This window comes from Pseudomonas sp. 14P5.3.2, from assembly GCF_057799175.1.
The window spans coordinates 1-17,434 of record NZ_JBYOKU010000033.1; the positions used below are offsets into that span (position 1 = coordinate 1).

The following is a 17,434-nucleotide window of genomic DNA, read 5'->3' on the forward strand; positions in this document are numbered from 1 at the left end:
CCCCCCCCCCCCCCCCCCCCCCCCCCCCCCCCCCACCCCCGCTCCCACAGGTGATCTCGGCGCTCTTAAAAAATGCTGGCAATCCCCACCGCTGATATGCGCCACTAGCGTCATTGATTGATCCCGCGCAACCGCGCGGTGCACCTGGAGACCCCGTTTATGAGCGAGAGTGTGTTTGCCGATCGCATCGTGCAGAACCTGCTCGACACCGACTTCTACAAACTGACGATGATGCAGGCGGTGCTGCACAACTACCCCAACGTCGAAGTCGAATGGGAGTTCCGTTGCCGTAACAGCGAGGATCTGCGCCCGTATCTGGCCGAGATTCGCTATCAGATCGAGCGCCTGGCCGAATTGAGCCTGAGCGCCGACCAGTTGAGTTTTCTCGAGCGCATCACTTTCCTGAAACCGGATTTCCTGCGCTTTCTCGGCCTGTTCCGCTTCAACCTGCGCTACCTGCACACCGGGATCGAGAACGGCGAGTTGTTCATCCGTCTGCGCGGTCCGTGGCTGCACGTGATTCTCTACGAAGTGCCGCTGCTGGCGATCGTCAGCGAAGTGCGCAACCGCTATCGCTACCGGGAAATCGAGCTGGTACAGGCGCGCGAACAGCTGTATCGCAAGTTCGACTGGCTCAGCGCCAACGCCTCGGCCGACGAACTGGCGCAATTGCAGGTCGCCGACTTCGGCACCCGCCGGCGCTTTTCGTACCGCGTGCAGGAAGAAGTGGTCAACGTGCTCAAGCACGATTTCCCCGGGCGCTTTGTCGGCACCAGCAACGTGCACCTGTCTCGCGAGCTGGACATGAAACCGCTGGGCACCATGGCCCATGAATGGATCATGGCCCACCAACAACTCGGCCCACGCTTGATCGACAGCCAGATCGCCGCCCTCGATTGCTGGGTGCGCGAATACCGTGGCCTGCTGGGGATTGCGCTCACCGATTGCATCACCACCGACGCGTTCCTCGGCGACTTTGACCTGTTCTTCGCCAAGCTCTTCGACGGTCTGCGCCACGATTCCGGGGATCCGGTGCAGTGGGGCGAAAAATGCATCGCCCACTACCACAAGCTCGGCATCGACCCGATGAGCAAGACCCTGGTGTTCTCCGACAGCCTGACCCTGCCCAAGTCGCTGGAGATCTTCCGCGCGCTGCACGGGCGGATCAACGTCAGCTTTGGCATCGGCACCAACCTGACCTGTGACATTCCGGGTGTCGAACCGATGAGCATCGTGCTTAAAATGACCGCCTGCAACGGCCAGCCGGTGGCGAAGATCTCCGACGAGCCCGGCAAGACCCACTGCAAAGACCCGAATTTCGTCGCCTATTTGCGACATGTGTTCCAGGTTCCTGCCGATTCCAGTCTATCTAGCAAGGAGTGAATTCATGCAAGCCGTACAGCGTGAGATTGCTGAACAGCTCAAGGTGCAACCGCCATTCGCCGGGCATCAGGCCCTCGAAGCGGAAGTCGCCCGGCGCATCACCTTTATCCAGGATTGCCTGGTCAATTCCGGCCTCAAGACCCTGGTGCTGGGCATCAGCGGCGGCGTCGACTCGCTGACCGCCGGCCTGCTGGCCCAGCGCGCCATGCGTGAGCTGCGCGAGCGCACCGGCGACAACGCCTACAAGTTCATTGCCGTGCGCCTGCCGTACGAAACCCAGTTCGACGAGCACGACGCCCAGGCTTCGGTGGACTTCATCGCTCCGGACGAACGCCACACGGTGAACATCGGCCCGGCGGTCAAATCGCTGGCCAGTGAAGTCGCGGCGTTCGAAGGCAAACATGCGGTGTCGGTGGATTTCGTGCTCGGCAACACCAAGGCGCGGATGCGCATGGTCGCCCAGTACACCATCGCCGGCGCGGCGCACGGTCTGGTGATCGGCACCGACCATGCGGCGGAAGCGGTGATGGGTTTTTTCACCAAGTTCGGTGACGGCGCCTGCGACCTGGCCCCGCTCAGCGGCCTGGTGAAAAACCAGGTTCGGGCGATTGCCCGCAGCTTCGGCGCACCGGAATCGCTGGTGGAAAAAGTGCCGACCGCGGATCTGGAAGACCTGTCGCCGGGCAAACCGGACGAAGCCTCCCACGGCGTGACCTACGCCGAGATCGACGCCTTCCTGCACGGCGAGCCGGTGCGTCAGGAAGCGTTCGACATCATCGTCAACACCTACAACAAGACCCATCACAAGCGGGTCATGCCGTTCGCGCCTTGATCGGCGACCGAATGAAAAAGCCCGCTGAGGAGCGATCCTCAGCGGGCTTTTCTTTGGCCATTGCATTCATTGATGCGGATGGCCCTTCGCGAGCAGGCTCGCTCCCACATTGACGGCGCGAACCTGTGGGAGCGGGCTTGCTCGCGAAGAACGATAACGCGGTAAGCCTGCTTACTTCACAGCAATGGTGCCTTTCATCATCGAGATGTGGCCCGGGAAGGAGCAGAAGAAGCCGTAGTCAGTGCCAGCGGTCAGCTTCGATACATCGATGGTCAGCGTGTCTTTCTCGCCGGCGCCGATGATCTTGGTGTGAGCGATCACGCGCTCGTCGCCGTCTTTCAGGTAGTTCTTATCGATGCCAGCGGCCAGGCCGTCGGTGGCGATTGGCTGCATGTCAGCGGTTTTGCTGACCACCAGGTTATGACCCATGACGTTCTTCGGCAGGCTGCCGGAGTGAGTCAGTTCGACGGTGAAGGTCTTGCAGCTCTTGTCGATCACGATCTCCTTGGTGTTGAAGGACATCTGGTCGGTGGAATCAACGGTGGTTTTGCACTCGGCAGCCATCAATTGGCTGCTGGCCAGCGCCAGCAGGGATACCGCAACAACTTTGGAAAACATGGTGAATCTCCAAGGCAGGGTTAACAAAAACACTAATGGTGGAAAGACTGCCTGAAATCTTCGCAAGTTCCTATGACTTGAGTCAAAAATTGTATACAACTTTCAGGCTATGACACTCATCGAAACAATCTACCGGCCAGATTCCACGGCCGGGCCTATGATCGGCGCATCTACTGAAACGGAGTGCCTGTCATGTTCTTTAACGGTCTGTTGTGCAGTTTGCTCGCCGCCTACGCCTGTGGCGCCAGCGGTACCTTTGAATCGCCAGAACGCGAAGCTTAGTCCTTGGATCAAGGCGTGCCAGCCATTACCCTGTGACGGATTGACCCAGGAGGAAGGCATGTCTCTCAAATCCGTTTGTGTATTTTGCGGTGCCAACGCCGGCACTGATCCGGCTTACACCGAAGCCGCCCAAGCCCTTGGCCGGGCACTCGCCGAGCGCCAACTGACGCTGGTTTACGGTGGGGGTGCCGTGGGCCTGATGGGGCTGGTGGCGGACGCCGCGCTGGCCGCTGGCGGCGAAGTGATCGGGATCATTCCGCAAAGCCTGATGGACAAGGAGATCGGTCACAAAAGCCTGACGCGCCTCGAAGTGGTCGATGGCATGCACGCGCGCAAGGCCCGCATGGCTGAACTGAGCGATGCGTTCATCGCGTTGCCCGGCGGTCTCGGCACGCTGGAAGAGCTGTTCGAAGTCTGGACCTGGGGCCAGCTCGGCTACCACGGCAAACCGCTGGGGCTGCTTGAGGTGAACGGTTTTTACAGCAAACTCACCGCTTTTCTTGACCATATCGTCGGCGAAGGCTTCGTTCGCGCCCCACACCGTGACATGCTGCAAGTGAGCGAATCAGCACAAACGCTGCTCGACGCCCTGGATAACTGGAAGCCGACCGTCACGCCCAAGTGGGTCGACCAAAAACCCGGCTAACCGCCGGGCACCGATACAGGGCAGAATACGCGCCGCTCAACCTCACCTTCGACCCCAGAGGATCGCCCATGGCCAAACCCAATTACTCCTTCGCCAAACGTCAACGAGACCTGGAAAAGGAAAAGAAGAAAGAGGAAAAGCTTCAGCGCAAGAAACAGCAGGCTGAAGAAGCGGCACTGAACCCTGACGGTGAAGTGGCGACTGACAACGATGATGATGTTGATGCACCGAAAGACCAGGCACCTGACGCCTGAGCTGATTGCTGATTCGCTCCCAGAGGGAGCGATCTGTGGCGAGGGAGCTTGCTCCCGCTGGGTTGCGCAGCGACCCCAAATTGTTTTGCGACTGCTTCGCAGTCGAGCGGGAGCAAGCTCCCTCGCCACAAAAGCTCCCCACACTCGATTGTCTTCATTCCAATGGCATCACCGTGACCCGCACTTCCGGATCATGCGAACCGCCCCCCAGAATCACCCCGCGCAACGGCGACACATCGGAAAAATCCCGGCCCCACGCCAGGGTGATGTGCTCCAGCGCCGGCTGCACGTTGTTGGTCGGATCGAAATCCACCCACCCCAGCACCGGACAAAATACTGACACCCAGGCATGCGACGCGTCGGCGCCGATCAGCCGTGGCTGCCCCGGTGGCGGCTGGGTCAGCAGATAACCACTGATGTAACGCGCCGCCAGCCCCCGTGAACGCACGCAGGCAAGCATCAGGTGGGCGAAGTCCTGACACACGCCGCGTCGGCGCTCCAGCACCTCGACCAGCGGCGTCGCCACTTGCGTCGCCTCGGCGTCGAAGGTGAATTCGCTGAAAATCTTCTGCATCAACGCCTGCACGCCCAGCAACAAGGGCCTGCCCGGTGGAAAACAGCTTTCGGAAAACTCGACGAAACTGCGTTTCAAATGCACGTAGGGTGACTGAAAGCGATAGCGACAAGCCTCCAGCATTTCAGCAGACAACGGCAGGCTGCTGTAAGTCAGTGCGTTGCGCGTCTGCTCCCACGCCGGGGACAGATTGAAATCCGCCAGCGGCCGCGCCAGCACCTCAACCGTGAGCCGGGCGTTGACCTGCAATTCATCATGCGGCCGCTCAAAGGCCAGCCGGGTCAGCGGATTGCCGAACACATCCAATTCATCCCGCCGCGTCGTCGGCTCCGGGCTGATCAGCAATTGCTGCTCGGTGCAGCGCTGCCACGTGCACTCGCGCGGCCACAGGTGCGCCAATTGCTGTGCCAGGGAAACCGGGCTGTCGTAGTGGTAACAGGTGTCGTGAAAGATCTGGTAATGCGCGCTCATCAGACGGACACCGTACGCTGGCTGACATCATCGACATGGGCAAAGTGGCGCAGCGCCAGACGATCGGACACCTGCCCGCTGGCCTCGGCAATTTCTTGCAGCAGATCCGCCAGACCATCGAGCGCGGCACGCACGCTGTTCTCCCCGAACAGCGGATTCTCCAGACAACCCAGATCGAACCGCGCCAGACGCTCGACCAATTGCGACAACCCCGCCTCGCGAGGCACGCCGAAATCATCATTCAGGCGCTTGAGCGTGCGGGTCACCAGTTTCAACTGGAACAGCACCGCGTGCGGGTTCTGCTCATCCAGCAGCAACAGGTCGAGCACCGGAATCAACTGCGCCACCGCCAGATACCGCGAACGGTAGGTGATGCTGCTGTTGCCCAGTTCCAGCAGCCATTCCAGCCCCGCCTGATCGAACGCCCCGGCGCCGCGCAGAAATGCGGCCAGACTGCGGCTGAGAAACTGCAACCGTTCGATCCGCCGGCCGATCATCAGAAAGCGCCAGCCTTCGTCGCGGGTCATGTCGTCGAGCGCGAAACCCGAAAGCGCCGCCAGCGACATCACCAGCCGGTTGAGGAAATCCAGCAACTCGCCGAAGTCCGGCTCCTCGGTGTCCAGTTCCAGCGCCTCGCGTTGCAACTCGACCAAGGCCTGCCAGTTCTCCCGCGAGAGCTTGCCGCGCACCTGCGAGGCCGCCCACTGCAAGCGCTGCAGGTTGGAGCGCAGACTGAACGACCAATCCTCACCGAGCAGCGCCGCGAGCAGCCGCTCCGGCAACTCGCCCTCCTCCGGCAGCAACATCAGACGCTCGCCCAGCTCCACGGCGGCCTGCAAGGCTTGCGGATCATCGCCATCGACATAACGCGCGAGCATAATCCGCAGCAGTCGCGCACTGTCGTCACAACGCTCGCAGTAACGGCCGAACCAGAACAGGTTCTCCACCACTCGCGAGGGCAGGTAAGGATCGCGGCGCACCAGATCGTGCACGCCGACGTTGCGCTGGGTTTTCCATTGTTCGCCACTCGGCGCACGCTCGCCCAACACCCAGGTGTCCTTGCTCGCGCCACCGCGCTGCATCGACACCACCTCGGCATCGGCCTCGGCGGCGACCCGGGTCAGCCCACCGGGCAATACGCGATAGCCGTCACCACTGGCCACCGCGTACACGCGCATGCCGATCGCTCGCGGTTGCAGTTGGCCGTCTTCGGCCTGCCAGATCGGTGCCTGGGACAGCTGCGCCAACTCTTGCGCGACATACGCGTATGGCCGCGCCTGCATGCGCTCGGCAAGTGCCTGGCGCTGTTGTTCACTCAGATCGCGGCCGAATACCGGCGCGAAGCTTTGCGAGGGGAACGCCGGTTTGATCAGCAGTTCCGGAAGCTTTTCCAACGCCTGCGCCAGCACCGGCGCCTCGCCGCACCACCAGGTGGCGATGGACGGCAGCAGCAGTTCTTCGCCGAACAGGTACTGATTGATCTTCGGCAAAAATCCGAGCAATCCCGGTGATTCCAGCACGCCGCTGCCCAAGGCATTGGCCACCAGCACCCGGCCCTGACGCACCGCTTCCAGCAGGCCAGGCACACCAAGTGCCGAATCGGTGCGCAGCTCCAGCGGATCGCAGAAGTCATCGTCGAGCCGGCGCATGATCGCGTGCACCCGGCGCAGACCACTGAGGGTTTTCAGGTACACCGTGGCATCGCGCACGGTGAGGTCGCCGCCCTCCACCAGTGGATAACCGAGCTGGCGCGCCAGATAAAGGTGTTCGAAGTAACTTTCGTTGAAGCGCCCCGGGGTGAGCAGCACCACCAACGGCGCGTCGTCGGCACACGGCGCCTGACGCGCGAGGGTTTCCTGCAGGGTGCGGAAGAAGCCGGCCAGGTGCTGCACTTTCAGATCGCGGTACAACTCGGGAAACGCCCGCGAAACGATGGTGCGGTTTTCCAGCGCATAACCCGCGCCCGACGGCGCCTGGGTACGATCCGCCGTGACCCACCAGCGTCCGTCCGGCGTGCGCGCCAGGTCCACGGCGTACAGATGCAGAAAGGCCCCTTCAGGCGGAGCAATGCCCTGACAGGGCCAGAGAAAATTGTTGTGGCCGAACACCAGGTCCGCCGGTAACAACCCTTCGCTGATCAGCCGCTGCGGCCCGTACAGATCAGCCAGTACCGCGTTGAGCAGGCGTGCTCGCTGGGCAATCCCCGCCGACAGGTGCTGCCACTCATCAGCAGCGATCACGTGCGGCAGCAGGTCCAGCTCCCACGGGCGGTCGGCGCCCTTGGGATCGGCATAGACGTTGTAGGTCACGCCGTTTTCCTGAATCTGCCGGGCCAGCAGCGCCTGCCGCTGCACCAGTTGCGCCGGGGTGCTGCGCTGCAATTGATCGAACAGCCGCCGCCAGTGCGGGCGCACTTCCCCGCTGTCATTCAGCAGTTCGTGATAAGTGCCCGCGGTCAGCGGGTAGCGGTCTAGCAGGTCAGGCATGGAAAGCTCGGCAGACAGCAGGGAACGGTCAGACTAACGCAGGCACATGACGTGCGGATATACGAAAAATCCGCATGTCGTGCAGGACTTAGAAACGTCGCAAATCGAGTGTCATCGGCAGCTCGTCGGAGATTGTCAGGTTAGGTATCGGAAGTTTCCCCGGCGTGTGTCCGATGCGGAAAAACCGCGCCATGCGCCGGCTCTCCGCTTCGTTGGCATTGACCGGCAAGGTCTCGTAATTACGCCCGCCCGGGTGTGCAACGTGGTACTGGCAACCGCCCAGCGAACGTTGCATCCAGGTATCGAGCAAATCGAACACCAGCGGCGCGTGCACCGGAATGGTCGGTTGCAGACAATTGGCCGGTTGCCAGGCCCGAAAGCGCACACCCGCGACGAACTCACCGATGCGCCCGGTCGGTTGCAGCGGCAGCGGGATGCCGTTGCAGGTCAGCAGATAACGCTGCGGCGGCAGACCGCTGAGTTTGATCTGCAAACGCTCCAGCGACGAATCGACATAACGCACCGTGCCGCCCGCCGTCCCTTCCTCGCCCAGCACATGCCAAGGCTCCAGCGCCTGACGCAGTTCCATCTCGATGCCACTGACCGCGTAGTCGCCGACCTTGGGAAAACGGAACTGCAGATGCGCGGCGAACCACTCGGCGCGCAACGGATAACCGGCGTTGTTCAGTTCGACGATGACGTCGGCAAAATCCTGCTCGATAAAATGCGGCAGCATAAAGCGGTCGTGCAGCTCGGTGCCCCAACGTGCGAGCTTCGGCGGCGCATAAGGCTCACGCCAGAAGCGTGCCACCAGTGCCCGCAACAGCAACTGCTGGGCAAGGCTCATGCGCGCATGCGGCGGCATTTCGAAAGCGCGCAGCTCCAGCAGGCCGAGACGCCCGGTGGCGCCTTCCGGCGAATACAGTTTGTCGATGCAGAACTCGGCGCGATGGGTATTGCCGGTGACGTCGATCAGCAGATTGCGCAGCAGTCGATCCACCAGCCACGGTGCGCACGCTTCGCCCGGTTCTGGCATCTGCGCAAAGGCGATTTCCAGTTCGTACAAGGCGTCGTTGCGGGCTTCATCGACCCGCGGCGCCTGTGAGGTCGGGCCGATGAACAAGCCGGAAAACAGGTAGGACAGCGACGGGTGATTGTGCCAGTAACTGATCAGGCTGCGCAGCAGATCCGGGCGGCGCAGGAACGGTGAGTCCGCCGGGGTCGCGCCACCGAGGACGAAATGGTTGCCGCCGCCGGTGCCAGTGTGGCGGCCGTCGATCATGAATTTCTCGGTGGTCAGCCGCGTCTGTCGCGCCTCTTCATAAAGAAACTCGGTGCGCTCGACCAGTTCGTCCCAGGTCGCGGAAGGCTGCACGTTGACCTCGATCACGCCCGGATCCGGGGTGATGCGGAAATTGCTCAGGCGCGGAACGCTCGGCGGCTCGTAACCTTCCAGCAATACCGGGCAATGCAGCTCTTCGGCGGTGGCTTCAATGGCCGCCACCAGCTCCAGATAATCCTCGACCCGCTCCAGCGGCGGCATGAACAGATACAGACGCCCTTCGCGCGCCTCTGCACAGAAGGCGGTGCGGGTCAGCCAGTCGGCGGACTCATCGATTTTCGGCGCACGTTCGGCGGCCGCGGCGGGTTCGGCATGACTGTTGAGCTGCGCGGTATCCGGCAGCTCGGGGAAGTCCTGATTCGGATCGCTGGGATGAATGAACGGGTACTCCGCCGCCTTCACCCACGGCTGCGAGGCGAGCGGCAAGCGGTAACCCAGCGGCGAATCCCCCGGCACCAGCCGGCAATGCTCGTCGCGCAGATACCAGCGCCCGCTCTGCCATTGATCACCCTTGGCGGTGCGCGCCAGCGGCAGCACCTGGCCGATCACTTTATCCAGGCCCTGAGCGAAAACCTTGCGCAGTCGCGCACGCTCCAGTGGCTCTTCCAGTCGCGAATCTTCAGCACTGACGTTGCTCGGTAATGCGCCCTCACGCCAGAGGTAATAGAAATGGTCTTCGTAGGCTGGAAACACGAAACGTGCGGGCAGTTTCAGGCGTTCGGCAACACTTGCGAGAAAACGCCCGGCCAGTTCGCCATTGGCGCCGTAGTCCTGCTGCTCATCGGCGATCAGCGCGTTGTTGTGCCAGATCGGCACGCCGTCGCGGCGCCAATAGCAGTTGAGCGACCAGCGCGGCAATGGCTCGCCCGGGTACCACTTGCCCTGACCGAAATGCACCAGACCTTTCGGCGCATAGTGCTGGCGCATGCGCTGGAACAGTTCGGCGGAGAGTCGGCGCTTGTCCGGGCCCAGTGCGGCGGTGTTCCATTCGGCACCGTCCGGATCGTCGATGGAGACGAAGGTCGGCTCGCCGCCCATGGTCAGGCGCACATCGCCTTCCAGCAGATCGGCATCGATCTGTCGGCCCAGCGCCTGGATCGCCAGCCACTGCTCATCGGTATAGGGTTTGGTGACCCGTGGCGCTTCCCAGATCCGCTCCACCGACATTTCGTGGCTGAACTGGCACTCGCACGGCTCGACCAGGCCACTGATCGGCGCCGCCGAGGACGGATCGGGACTGCAGGCCAGCGGGATATGCCCTTCACCGGCGAACAGCCCGGACGTGGCATCCAGACCGATCCAGCCAGCGCCGGGCAAGTACACCTCGCACCACGCGTGCAGGTCGGTGAAATCCACCTCGGTACCGGACGGACCGTCGAGACTCTTCACGTCGGCGGTCAGTTGAATCAGATAACCGGAAACGAATCGCGCAGCCAACCCGAGGTTGCGCAGCAGTTGCACCAGCAGCCACGCCGAGTCACGGCAGGAACCGGACGCATGTTCGAGGGTGCGTTCCGGGGTTTGCACGCCCGGTTCCATGCGGATCAGGTAGCGGATGTCTTCGCTGAGACGCTGGTTGAGCATCACCAGGAAATCCACGGCGGGCTGCGGCGTGCGGTCGATCCCGTCCAGATAGGCTTTGAAGGCAGGCGTCAGCGGCAGGGTTTCGAGGTACGGCGCCAGCTCCTTGCGCTCATCGGCCGCGTAGGTGAAGGGGATTTTCTCGGCGTAGGGTTCGAGGAAGAAGTCGAACGGGTTGAACACCGCCATCTCGGCCAGCAGGTCGACTTCGATGCGCAACTCGTCGGTTTTCTCGGGGAACACCAGACGCGCGAGGTAGTTGCCCTGCGGGTCTTGCTGCCAGTTGATGAAATGCTGCTCGGGCGAGACCTTCAGCGCATACGAGAGGATTCGCGTGCGGCTGTGGGCGGCCGGGCGCAGGCGTACGATCTGCGGGCCGAGTTCGACAGCGCGGTCGTAGCGGTAATGCGTGACGTGATGCAATGCGACATGAATCGACACGGCGTGCCTCCTGCGAGCCTAAGCGTATTCGAAAGCGCGCAAGACTTATGCCATGCAGAGGCTTGGGCGCTTTCCCGGAATGCTCAGGGCAGTACAGCACCAAAATCGGGCGATGCGGGGAAATGGATTGAGGAAGTTGCGCCGAAATGTGGCGGCAGTGGTAGATGCGGCGCCTGAGATGACGCCTTCGCGAGCAAGCCCGCTCCCACAGGAGACCGCATTCCAACTGTGGGAGCGGGCTTGCTCGCGAAGGGGCCAGTCGATTCAGCGCACTTCCTGAGCCCTGAAATGCAAAACGCCAACCCGAAGGTTGGCGTTCTGTTGAAACAAAAAGCGACTTAGCGCGGAACGACCGGCTTGCGCGCCGGCTTCGGCCCCTTGCCCTTGGCCGCTTCCTTGCGCTCCTTGGCCGCCTGCTGGTTGCGGGCGAACGCCGCAGCCTTGGCCTGTTCACGCTTGTCCCAAGGATTACCACCGTCGCTGGCGCGCGGCGGCAGGCCGTTGTGCTGGGTGAGAATCTTGGTGGTCTTCTCTTTCGCGACCTTGTGGCTGCCGGCCGGCGTCGAGTTCTTGCGACGGGCGCTCTGGTAGCTGTCGGTGGCCGGTTGATGCAGCGGAATCAACTGATCCTTGCCCGGACCGATCAGATCACCACGGCCCATGCGGATCAGCGCTTCACGTAGCATCGGCCAGCCTTTCGGGTCGTGATAACGCAAGAACGCCTTGTGCAGACGACGCTGCTCTTCGCTCTTGACGATGGTCACACCGTCGCTCTTGTAGGTGACCTTGCGCAGCGGGTTCTTGCCCGAGTGGTACATCGCGGTGGCGGTGGCCATCGGCGACGGGTAGAACGCCTGCACCTGGTCGGCACGGAAACCGTTGCCCTTGAGCCACAGCGCCAGGTTCATCATGTCTTCGTCGGTAGTGCCCGGGTGCGCGGCGATGAAGTACGGGATCAGGTACTGCTCTTTGCCTGCTTCCTTGGTGTACTTCTCGAACATGCGCTTGAACTTGTCATAGCTGCCAATGCCCGGTTTCATCATCTGGTTGAGCGGACCTTCCTCGGTGTGTTCCGGGGCGATCTTCAGGTAGCCACCGACGTGGTGGGTCACCAGCTCTTTGACGTACTCCGGCGACTCGACCGCGAGGTCGTAACGCAGGCCGGAGGCGATCAGGATCTTCTTCACACCCGGCAAGGCACGGGCGCTGCGGTACAGCTGAATCAGCGACGAGTGGTCGGTGTTCAGGTTCGGGCAGATGCCCGGGAACACGCAGGACGGCTTGCGGCACGCGGACTCGATTTCCGGGCTCTTGCAGGCGATGCGGTACATGTTCGCGGTCGGGCCGCCAAGGTCGGAGATGACGCCAGTGAAGCCCGGGACCTTGTCGCGGATCTCTTCGATTTCGCGAATGATCGACTCTTCGGAACGGTTCTGGATGATCCGGCCTTCGTGCTCGGTGATCGAGCAGAAGGTGCAACCGCCGAAGCAGCCACGCATGATGTTCACCGAGAAACGGATCATGTCGTAGGCCGGGATCTTCTCCTTGCCGTACGCCGGGTGCGGAACCCGGGCATAAGGCATGCCGAACACGTAGTCCATTTCTTCAGTGGTCATCGGAATCGGTGGCGGGTTGAACCAGACGTCGACCTCGCCATGCTTCTGCACCAGCGCGCGGGCGTTACCCGGGTTGGTTTCCAGGTGCAGCACGCGGTTGGCGTGGGCGTACAGGACCGGGTCGTTACGCACCTTTTCCATCGACGGCAGGCGGATCACGGTCTTGTCGCGGGTCATGCGCGGGCTGGCCAGGATCTGTACGACCTTGGCTTCTTCGGGATCATCCACCGGCCCCTTCTCTTGCTCGATGGCGCAAGCCTGGGTGTCCTGGGTGTTGACGTACGGGTTGATGATCTTGTCGACCTTGCCCGGACGGTCGATGCGCGTGGAATCGACTTCGTACCAGCCCTGCGGCGTGTCACGACGGATGAATGCGGTGCCGCGCACATCGGTGATGTCTTCGATCTTGTGCCCGTAGGACAGACGCTGGGCCACTTCGACGATGGCGCGCTCGGCGTTGCCGTACAGCAGGATGTCGGCACTGGCGTCGATCAGGATCGAGTTGCGTACACGATCCTGCCAATAGTCGTAGTGGGCGATGCGGCGCAGCGAAGCTTCGATGCCGCCGAGGACGATCGGCACATGCTTGTACGCTTCCTTGCAGCGCTGGCTGTAGACCAGACTCGCGCGATCCGGACGTTTGCCCGCCATGCCACCCGGGGTGTAGGCGTCGTCGGAACGGATTTTCTTGTCCGCGGTGTAGCGGTTGATCATCGAGTCCATGTTGCCGGCCGCGACGCCGAAGAACAGGTTAGGCTCGCCGAGCTTCATGAAGTCGTCTTTGGACTGCCAGTTCGGCTGGGCAATGATCCCGACGCGGAAGCCCTGGGACTCCAGCAGCCGGCCGATGATCGCCATGCCGAACGACGGGTGATCGACGTAGGCATCACCGGTGACGATGATGATGTCGCAGGAATCCCAGCCGAGCTGATCCATCTCCTCCCTGCTCATCGGCAGGAATGGCGCTGGCCCGAAACATTCGGCCCAGTACTTCGGATAGTCAAATAACGGCTTGGCTGCTTGCATGTCGATAACCGGTGTTGGCTTTCATTGAATTTCGCGGGCGCGGAATATAGCACAAATTTTGACCAATTCCGACGGCTGTGGTCGGAAATTGTGCCATGCCCATTCGCGAGCAAGCCCGCTCCCACATTTGAATGCATTCCAAGTGTGGGAGCGGGCTTGCTCGCGAAGGCGTCAGTTCAAACGATGAAGCATTTACTCGTCGTCGTCGAAGTTGTAACTGCCCGGCGCGAGGTTTTCGAAGCGGGTGTACTTACCGATAAAGGCCAGGCGGATAAAGCCGATCGGGCCGTTCCGCTGCTTGCCGATGATGATTTCGGCGATGCCCTTGTGCTCGGTTTCCGGGTGATACACCTCGTCCCGGTACACGAACATGATGACGTCGGCGTCCTGCTCGATCGCTCCGGATTCCCGCAAGTCGGAGTTCACCGGACGCTTGTTGGGACGTTGTTCCAGGGAGCGGTTGAGCTGCGACAGCGCCACCACCGGGCAGTTGAATTCCTTGGCCAGGGCTTTCAGGGATCGCGAGATCTCGGAAATCTCGTTGGTCCGGTTGTCACCGCTGGAACCCGGGATCTGCATCAGCTGCAGGTAGTCGATCATGATCAGGCCGATGTCGCCGTGCTCACGCACCAGACGTCGGGTTCGCGCACGCATTTCCGACGGGCTGATGCCGGCGGTATCGTCGATGAACAGTTTGCGATCGTTGAGCAGGTTGACCGCCGAGGTCAGGCGCGGCCAGTCGTCGTCTTCCAGTTGGCCGGAACGCACCTTGGTCTGGTCGATACGTCCGAGGGACGAGAGCATACGCATGATCAGCGATTCGCCTGGCATCTCGAGGGAGTACACCAGTACGGCCTTGTCGCTGCGCAGTACGGCGTTTTCCACCAGGTTCATGGCGAAGGTGGTTTTACCCATCGACGGACGGCCGGCGACGATGATCAGGTCGGACGGCTGCAGGCCGCTGGTCTTCTCGTCGAGGTCGGTATAGCCGGTGGACAGGCCGGTGATCGCGTCGGCGGTGTTGAACAGGGTGTCGATGCGGTCGATGGCCTTGGTCAACAGTTCGTTGACCCCCACCGGGCCGCCGGTCTTCGGCCGCGCCTCGGCAATCTGGAAGATCTGCCGTTCGGCCTCGTCAAGGATCTCTTCGGCGGTACGGCCTTCGGGGTTGAACGCGGCGTCGGCAATTTCGGTGCTGATACCGATCAGCTGGCGCAGCGTCGCGCGCTGGCGAACGATCTGCGCATAGGCCTTGATGTTGGCGACGGACGGCGTGTTTTTCGCCAGTTCGCCGAGGTAACCGAGGCCGCCGACCTGGGACGTCTGACCTTCCTTGTCCAGTTGCTCGGCAAGGGTCACGACGTCGATCGGCATGTTCTGATCGGCCAGTTTGGCGATCGCACGGAAGATCAGACGGTGGTCATGTCGGTAGAAATCGCCGTCGGAGACTTGATCGAGCACGCGTTCCCAGGCGTTGTTGTCCAGCATCAGACCACCGAGTACGGCCTGTTCGGCCTCGATGGAATGCGGCGGCACTTTCAGCGCGGCGGTTTGCAGATCGTATTGCTCGGGAGCGGTGATTTCGTTCATGGCCACTTGGAGTCAGGTTTGAAAACGGGATTACCAGAAAGACAAAGGGCACGACCTGTAAACAGGATCGTGCCCGATGTTACCGGCAAGCACCCGAGGGTGCCAGCCGACAAGTATTGCTTAAGCTGCTACCACGACAACGCGTACGGTGGCTTCAACTTCGGCGTGCAGGTGCACAGCCACGTCGAATTCACCCACGTTGCGGATGGTGCCGTTCGGCAGACGAACTTCGCTCTTCTGCACTTCAACGCCGGAAGCGGTCAGTGCGTCAGCGATGTCGTGAGTACCGATCGAACCGAACAGCTTGCCTTCGTCGCCAGCGGTGGCAGTGATGGTCACTTCCAGCTCGGCCAGTTGGGCAGCACGGCTTTCAGCCGATGCTTTACGGTCTGCGGCAGCTTTTTCCAGCTCAGCACGACGCTCTTCGAACGCAGCCAGGTTGGCAGCGGTCGCAGCGGTAGCTTTGCCGAAAGGCAGCAGGTAGTTACGACCGTAACCGGCCTTAACGTTTACTTTGTCGCCCAGGTTGCCCAGGTTGGCGATTTTTTCCAGAAGGATCAGTTGCATGTGGAAATCCTCTTAACTTTTAACCTTCACCGTTCGCGTTATCGGTGTCTTTCGACACGTGACGACCGCGAAAATCAATCAGGCTGTCGACAATGGCCAGAACCACGAGCAACGGATAGAGCAGCTGCATGAACAACAGCAGCGTGACGTACAACCCCACCAGCCAGAAACCGGCCAGTCGCTTCTGCCCGACCAGCCCGTGAATCAGGGCGAGTCCGGCGAACACCAGCGGTACACTGCACAACGGCGTCAACATGGCCATCTGTGCACCGAGATTCGGGCCCAGAAGCATCAACGCCAGCAGCAACATCGCCGGCCCCAGCGGGATCCGGATGGCGCGAAACTCGCGACCAAAACCACCCGGGTTGTACAACAACGCCTGCCAATGACGCCCGACAATCAGGCTCAGCACGCTGACGATCTGCAACAGAGCCGCAATCAGTCCGGTCAGGACTGGTGCAATCAGGGACGCGAAGCGCGCTTGCTCATCGACCGACAATTGCTTGTAGGTTTCACCAAGAAGCGCCGGCATGACCTTTATCAAGGCCTGCGCGAGCATCTCGATCTGGGCCGCAAACGCTGCCCCGAGCACCACTGAAAACACCACTCCAATCACTACGCTGACCAGCAGCGTGCGGACCCAGGATTCGCTTGCGCGCAACACCAACGCAAGCCCCGAAGACCCCAGCAGCACCAGAAGTGCCCGTGGATCATCGGCATACAGCCACCAGATCAATGCCGGCAGCAGCCCCAGGGACAGAACGCCAATGGCGTCCGTCAGTCCGCGCCGCAGAAGCACCAGGCTCCCGGCGGCAGCACCCAACCAATACAACAACGGCAATGTTGCACACCCGGCCACTACGAGAGTGGCCTGCATGCGGCCGCGCATGATGAACTCAGCTATGGCACGCATGCATTCAATCCTTTGCTACTTGTCGACTGCCCGGTCTCAGCGGCCGTGGCTGTCGGTGTAGGCCAGCAGGGCCAGGAAGCGGGCGCGCTTGATAGCGGTGGCCAGCTGACGCTGATAACGAGCTTTGGTACCGGTGATGCGGCTTGGAACGATTTTGCCGGTCTCGGATACGTAGGCTTTCAGAGTGTTGAGATCTTTGTAATCGATCTCTTTCACGTCTTCAGCGGTGAAGCGGCAGAATTTACGACGACGGAAGAAACGTGCCATTTGATAGGCTCCTTAAAAGGTCCGTGGATTACTCGTCAGCGTTATCGCTGTTGTCGCTGTCATCACCCTCAACGCCATCAGCGTCGGAGTGCTCAGGACGGTCGCGACGCTCACGGCGCTCACTGCGGTTTTCTTCAGCCTTGAGCATCTCGGACTGGCCGGTAACGGCTTCGTCGCGACGGATGACCAGGTTACGGATCACTGCATCGTTGTAGCGGAAGTTGTCTTCCAGCTCGGCCAGGGCCTTGCCAGTGCATTCAACGTTCAGCATCACGTAGTGAGCCTTGTGAACATTGTTGATTGCGTAGGCCAGTTGACGACGGCCCCAGTCTTCCAGACGGTGGATTTTGCCGCCGTCTTCTTCGATCAGCTTGGTGTAACGCTCAACCATGCCGCCGACTTGCTCGCTCTGGTCAGGGTGGACCAGAAAGATGATTTCGTAATGACGCATGAATGCTCCTTACGGGTTGTAGCCTGCCGCTCAAAAACGGTCAGACAAGGAGTGAATGACACTTATGGACTTGCTGGCGCGGGGCACATGCGTG

Annotated in this window: 14 protein-coding genes; 4 read left to right on the forward strand and 10 right to left on the reverse strand. The window is 61.5% G+C overall.

The window, feature by feature from the left end:
- Window positions 1-159 precede the first annotated feature (159 nt).
- On the forward strand, window positions 160-1,383 hold the full coding sequence (gene pncB, locus AC27VU_RS22530; protein WP_003221154.1) for a nicotinate phosphoribosyltransferase: 1,224 nt from the start codon (window positions 160-162) through the stop codon (window positions 1,381-1,383).
- Window positions 1,384-1,387: 4 nt separating this feature from the next.
- A complete protein-coding gene (gene nadE / locus AC27VU_RS22535) occupies window positions 1,388-2,215 on the forward strand; it encodes an NAD(+) synthase (protein WP_047290995.1) in 828 nt (275 codons plus the stop codon).
- 171 nt (window positions 2,216-2,386) lie between these two features.
- On the opposite strand, the gene azu is transcribed toward nadE, so the two are convergent.
- Window positions 2,387-2,833, reverse strand: coding sequence for an azurin (gene azu / locus AC27VU_RS22540; protein WP_098966950.1), 447 nt, complete (start codon window positions 2,831-2,833; stop codon window positions 2,387-2,389).
- Between the two features lie 340 nt (window positions 2,834-3,173).
- Here azu and AC27VU_RS22545 point away from each other — a divergent pair, with 340 nt between their 5' ends.
- Complete coding sequence (locus AC27VU_RS22545; protein ID WP_003221147.1) at window positions 3,174-3,761, forward strand: cytokinin riboside 5'-monophosphate phosphoribohydrolase; 588 nt, start codon at window positions 3,174-3,176, stop codon at window positions 3,759-3,761.
- Between the two features lie 68 nt (window positions 3,762-3,829).
- Window positions 3,830-4,015, forward strand: a complete 186-nt coding sequence (locus tag AC27VU_RS22550) for a hypothetical protein (protein WP_139053493.1) — start codon at window positions 3,830-3,832, stop codon at window positions 4,013-4,015.
- A gap of 154 nt (window positions 4,016-4,169) precedes the next feature.
- Here the strand turns inward: AC27VU_RS22550 and AC27VU_RS22555 are convergent, their stop codons facing one another.
- The 9 genes from AC27VU_RS22555 to rpsF form a co-directional block, all read right to left on the reverse strand.
- The gene (locus AC27VU_RS22555; RefSeq protein WP_338800658.1) at window positions 4,170-5,060 is read right to left on the reverse strand and encodes a transglutaminase family protein; all 891 of its coding nucleotides are present in this window, start codon (window positions 5,058-5,060) and stop codon (window positions 4,170-4,172) included.
- Window positions 5,060-7,546, reverse strand: coding sequence for a circularly permuted type 2 ATP-grasp protein (locus tag AC27VU_RS22560; protein ID WP_488724966.1), 2,487 nt, complete (start codon window positions 7,544-7,546; stop codon window positions 5,060-5,062). Before AC27VU_RS22560 ends, AC27VU_RS22555 begins: the two co-directional genes overlap by 1 nt.
- Window positions 7,547-7,634: 88 nt before the next feature.
- Window positions 7,635-10,910 (reverse strand): transglutaminase family protein, encoded by a 3,276-nt coding sequence (locus tag AC27VU_RS22565; protein ID WP_488724967.1) that lies wholly within the window; start codon window positions 10,908-10,910, stop codon window positions 7,635-7,637.
- A gap of 338 nt (window positions 10,911-11,248) precedes the next feature.
- The gene (locus AC27VU_RS22570) at window positions 11,249-13,552 is read right to left on the reverse strand and encodes a YgiQ family radical SAM protein (protein WP_027611423.1); all 2,304 of its coding nucleotides are present in this window, start codon (window positions 13,550-13,552) and stop codon (window positions 11,249-11,251) included.
- A 192-nt stretch (window positions 13,553-13,744) separates the two neighbouring features.
- A complete protein-coding gene (gene dnaB / locus AC27VU_RS22575; RefSeq protein ID WP_003221138.1) occupies window positions 13,745-15,142 on the reverse strand; it encodes a replicative DNA helicase in 1,398 nt (465 codons plus the stop codon).
- 120 nt (window positions 15,143-15,262) lie between these two features.
- Window positions 15,263-15,709, reverse strand: a complete 447-nt coding sequence (gene rplI / locus AC27VU_RS22580) for a 50S ribosomal protein L9 (RefSeq protein ID WP_003221136.1) — start codon at window positions 15,707-15,709, stop codon at window positions 15,263-15,265.
- A gap of 19 nt (window positions 15,710-15,728) precedes the next feature.
- A complete protein-coding gene (locus AC27VU_RS22585; protein WP_003221135.1) occupies window positions 15,729-16,622 on the reverse strand; it encodes a hypothetical protein in 894 nt (297 codons plus the stop codon).
- A 36-nt stretch (window positions 16,623-16,658) separates the two neighbouring features.
- Entirely contained in the window at window positions 16,659-16,889 is a 231-nt protein-coding gene (rpsR, locus tag AC27VU_RS22590; RefSeq protein WP_002551829.1) for a 30S ribosomal protein S18, read from the reverse strand.
- A 28-nt stretch (window positions 16,890-16,917) separates the two neighbouring features.
- A complete protein-coding gene (gene rpsF, locus AC27VU_RS22595; protein ID WP_003221133.1) occupies window positions 16,918-17,340 on the reverse strand; it encodes a 30S ribosomal protein S6 in 423 nt (140 codons plus the stop codon).
- Between the last annotated feature and the right edge of the window lie 94 nt (window positions 17,341-17,434).

Coding starts and splice junctions, on each gene's coding strand:
- AC27VU_RS22560 (WP_488724966.1), bottom strand. CDS start 7,546: ATGCCTGACCTGCTAGACCGCTACCCGCTGACCGCGGGCACTTATCAC.
- AC27VU_RS22570 (WP_027611423.1), bottom strand. CDS start 13,552: ATGCAAGCAGCCAAGCCGTTATTTGACTATCCGAAGTACTGGGCCGAA.
- rplI (WP_003221136.1), bottom strand. CDS start 15,709: ATGCAACTGATCCTTCTGGAAAAAATCGCCAACCTGGGCAACCTGGGC.
- rpsF (WP_003221133.1), bottom strand. CDS start 17,340: ATGCGTCATTACGAAATCATCTTTCTGGTCCACCCTGACCAGAGCGAG.
- AC27VU_RS22545 (WP_003221147.1), top strand. CDS start 3,174: ATGTCTCTCAAATCCGTTTGTGTATTTTGCGGTGCCAACGCCGGCACT.
- AC27VU_RS22555 (WP_338800658.1), bottom strand. CDS start 5,060: ATGAGCGCGCATTACCAGATCTTTCACGACACCTGTTACCACTACGAC.
- AC27VU_RS22585 (WP_003221135.1), bottom strand. CDS start 16,622: ATGCGTGCCATAGCTGAGTTCATCATGCGCGGCCGCATGCAGGCCACT.
- pncB (WP_003221154.1), top strand. CDS start 160: ATGAGCGAGAGTGTGTTTGCCGATCGCATCGTGCAGAACCTGCTCGAC.
- nadE (WP_047290995.1), top strand. CDS start 1,388: ATGCAAGCCGTACAGCGTGAGATTGCTGAACAGCTCAAGGTGCAACCG.
- AC27VU_RS22550 (WP_139053493.1), top strand. CDS start 3,830: ATGGCCAAACCCAATTACTCCTTCGCCAAACGTCAACGAGACCTGGAA.
- azu (WP_098966950.1), bottom strand. CDS start 2,833: ATGTTTTCCAAAGTTGTTGCGGTATCCCTGCTGGCGCTGGCCAGCAGC.
- rpsR (WP_002551829.1), bottom strand. CDS start 16,889: ATGGCACGTTTCTTCCGTCGTCGTAAATTCTGCCGCTTCACCGCTGAA.
- dnaB (WP_003221138.1), bottom strand. CDS start 15,142: ATGAACGAAATCACCGCTCCCGAGCAATACGATCTGCAAACCGCCGCG.